This is a genomic window from Micromonospora sp. NPDC049799, from assembly GCF_040656655.1.
Lineage (GTDB): Bacteria > Actinomycetota > Actinomycetes > Mycobacteriales > Micromonosporaceae > Micromonospora.
The window spans coordinates 1-3,197 of the sequence record NZ_JBFAMU010000542.1; the positions used below are offsets into that span (position 1 = coordinate 1).

General features: G+C 75.1%; 2 protein-coding genes and 1 pseudogene. 1 reads left to right on the plus strand and 2 read right to left on the minus strand.

The window, feature by feature from the left end; translation table 11 throughout:
* Positions 1-276: pseudogene (locus AB0I76_RS25985) on the minus strand (flagellar basal body protein FliL); the annotation flags it as partial.
* An 82-nt stretch (positions 277-358) separates the two neighbouring features.
* Here AB0I76_RS25985 and AB0I76_RS25990 point away from each other — a divergent pair.
* Complete coding sequence (locus AB0I76_RS25990; protein WP_357040572.1) at positions 359-1,342, plus strand: EamA family transporter; 984 nt, start codon at positions 359-361, stop codon at positions 1,340-1,342.
* A gap of 62 nt (positions 1,343-1,404) precedes the next feature.
* Here the strand turns inward: AB0I76_RS25990 and AB0I76_RS25995 are convergent.
* Positions 1,405-3,197, minus strand: a 1,793-nt coding sequence (locus AB0I76_RS25995) for an ATP-dependent helicase (RefSeq protein ID WP_357040576.1), incomplete at its 5' end; no start/stop codon positions are given.

A 3,197-nucleotide genomic window follows, 5' to 3' on the forward strand; every position in this document is an offset into this window, starting at 1 on the left:
GCCGGGCCCGCCACCGGGGCCGGGTCCGTAGCCGGGCGTGCTACCGGGGCCGTAGCCGGGTCGCGGGTCGGCGCCGGCGTAGCCCGGCTGACCCGGGCCGTAGGGCGCGTCCCCGTAGCCGGGCTGCGGATTCCCCTGGCGCTGCGGGTACGGGCCGTTCGGGTCGTCCCAGCCACCCGGGCCGGATCCCCCGCCCTGTGGGCCGGGTCCGTCAGCCGGTTGCTGTCCCCGCCACGGGTCTGGTCCCGCCCCACCCGGGGGTCCGTAGTTCGCCATGCACGTCCTCCTGCACGAGTGGTGAGAGGCCGGCCACCAACACCGGACGCCGACGCCCCCGCCACCGTAGCGTGGTCCAACGATGAGCTCACCTCCGCCAAGTGCCGCACCGTCCGCCGAGTCCCCGCCGTCGGCCACCGGTCCGCACCGCCCCACCGCCGCGCCGGTTCTGATCTGGACCGCATTGGTGCTGGTCTACGTCCTGTGGGGCTCGACCTACCTCGGCATCCGGATCGCGGTGGAGACGATGCCACCGCTCGGTTCGGCGGCGGCCCGGTTCGCCGTCGCGGGCCTCGTGCTGGCGGCCGTGCTGCGGCTGCGCCGTGGCCCCGGCGCGCTGCGGGTGGACCGGCGGCAGCTCGGGTCGGCCGCGCTCGTCGGGGTCCTGCTGCTGGCCGGCGGCAACGGCCTGGTGGTGCTCGCGGAGTCCGGCCCGCCCGGCGTGGCGCTACCGTCCGGAATCGCCGCGCTGCTGGTGGCCACCGTGCCGCTGCTGGTGGTGCTGCTCCGTTCGACCGTCGGCGACCGGCCGGGCCTGTGGACGTTCGTCGGGGTGACGCTGGGCTTCGCCGGCCTGGTCCTGCTGGTGCTGCCGACCGGCGGGACGGACGCCGTTCCGCTCGTCGGTGCGCTGACCGTGGTCGCCGCGGCCACGAGCTGGTCGGTCGGCTCGTTCCTGGCCGGACGGATCCGGATGCCCGCCGACCCGTTCGTGGCCACCGTCTACGAGATGGCCGCCGGTGCGGCGGTGCTCGCCGTCCTGGCCGCCGGCCGTGGCGAGTTCCGCGGCTTCGACCCGGCCACCGTGTCCACCCGCTCGTGGCTCGCGCTGGCGTACCTCATGGTCGCCGGCTCGCTGGTCGCCTTCACCGCGTACGTGTGGCTGCTGCACCAGGCGCCGATCTCGCTGGTCAGCACGTACGCGTACGTCAACCCGGTGGTGGCGGTGGCGCTCGGCGCGCTGTTCGTGGCGGAGCCGGTCACCCCGCAGGTGCTGCTCGGTGGCGCGGTGATCGTCGCCGGCGTGGCGCTGGTGGTCACGACGGAACGCCCCCGCCGGCAGTGAGCCGCGTCAAGAGGGGTCCCTTCCTCTGCACCAGGCGTTGAGAAGGGGCCCTTCCTTACACCTCAGATGAGGCGGAGCTGGCGGTCCTTCGGCCGGCGGGGTTCGGCCTCGCCGAAGCGCTCGAACAGCCCCGGGTCGATGACGTCGAGGAACGGCGACGGGCGGCACTCGCGTTCCGACCCGTGCCGCACCCGCCGCGCCGCGTGGCTGACGTAGAGGCGGTCCTGGGCGCGGGTCACCCCGACGAAGAACAGCCGGCGTTCCTCGGCCACCGCGTCCGCGTCTGGCTCGGAGCCGGGCCAGCGCAGCGGCAGCAGCCCGTCCTCCGCGCCGACCAGGAACACCACCGGGAACTCCAGACCCTTCGCGGCGTGCAGGGTGAGCAGGGTGACCGCCTCGGCGCGCGGGTCGAGCGCGTCGACCTCCGCGCCGGTGGCGAGCTGGGACAGGAACAGCTCCAGGTCGTCGCCGCAGCGCCGGGCCAGCGGGGTCAGCAGGTCGACCGCGGAGCGGACGTCCTCCGGCCGGACCGCGCCGGCGCCGTCCAGCGTCGGCACCGCGAAGCGCTCCGCGACCACCTGTCCGGCGAGGCGTACGCGGGCGGCCAACGAGCCGTCCAGCCCGTCGGCGTGGCGCAGCTCGCGCGCGATGGCGGCTACGCCGGGCCGGTCACGCAGCCGGTCGTGCGAGCGCTTCTGCACCGGGATGTTCGCCCGGGACAGGGCGTCCACGATCGGCGCCGCCTGGGAGTCGGTGCGGTAGAGCACGGCGATGTCGGAGAACGACAGCGTGGTGGACCGGCCGTCGATCCGGCCGGAGTCGAGCGAACGGTGGGACAGCCCGCCGACCAGCTCGTCGACGGTACGGACCACGAAGTCGGCCTCGTCGGCGACGGAGGCCGCGGAGTAGCGGCCGACCATCGGGGCCTCCGGGTCGAGCCGGGCCGGGTCCAGTCGCCGGCCGCGGACCAGCGACGACGGCGCGATGGCCTGCACCGCGGCGGCCAGGATCGGCGCCGAGGAGCGGTAGTTGCGGTTGAGCCGGACCAGCCGGGCGTCGGTGAAGTCCTGCGAGAAGCGCAGGAAGTACCCGACGTCGGCGCCCCGGAACGAGTAGATCGCCTGGTCCGGGTCGCCGATGGCGCAGAGGTTACCGTCGGCGGGGCTGAGCAGCCGCAGCAGCTCGTACTGGACGGCGTCGACGTCCTGGTACTCGTCGACGAAGATCCACCGCCAGCGCTCCCGGTAGCGCTCGACCAGCTTCCGGTCGCCCCGCAGCAGCGCCACCGGCAGGGTCAGCAGCTCGTCCAGGTCCACCAGGTCCTGCTTGCGCAGCAGCGCCGTGTAGCGGGCCGGGTCGTCGCCGGCCTCGCTCCGCGCCGCCGCCCGGTCCGCGTCGTCGGCGATCCGGAAGTCCGCCGGCAGGCCGGCGGCCGCCGCATTCTCCCGCAGGACGGCGAGGCCGAGCGAGTGGAACGTACCGACGGTGACGTCCTCGGCGACCGGCCCGAGCAGCCCGTCGAGGCGGTGCCGCAGCTCCTCGGCGGCCCGCCGGGTGAACGTGATCGCCAGGCACTGCTCCGGGAAGACGTTCAGCTCCGCACACAGGTACGCGATCCGGTGCGTCAGCGTCCGGGTCTTGCCGGTGCCGGGCCCGGCCACGATGAGCAGCGGCCCGCCCGGTGCGGACGCCGCCACCCGCTGCATCGCGTCCAGCCGGTCCAGCAGGCCGGTGCCGACCTCCTCCATGCCGGCCAGCATCGGCTCGAACGGCTCGTGCGGCGAGGGCGGGGGAGCGATCGGGGGTGGGGGCGGCGGTGTGGCCCTGCGCTTCGGCGCGGCCTTCACGGCCGCCG

Bases quoted from the DNA above. Each gene is read 5' to 3' on its own strand.
- AB0I76_RS25990 (WP_357040572.1), top strand. From the start codon at position 359: ATGAGCTCACCTCCGCCAAGTGCCGCACCGTCCGCCGAGTCCCCGCCG.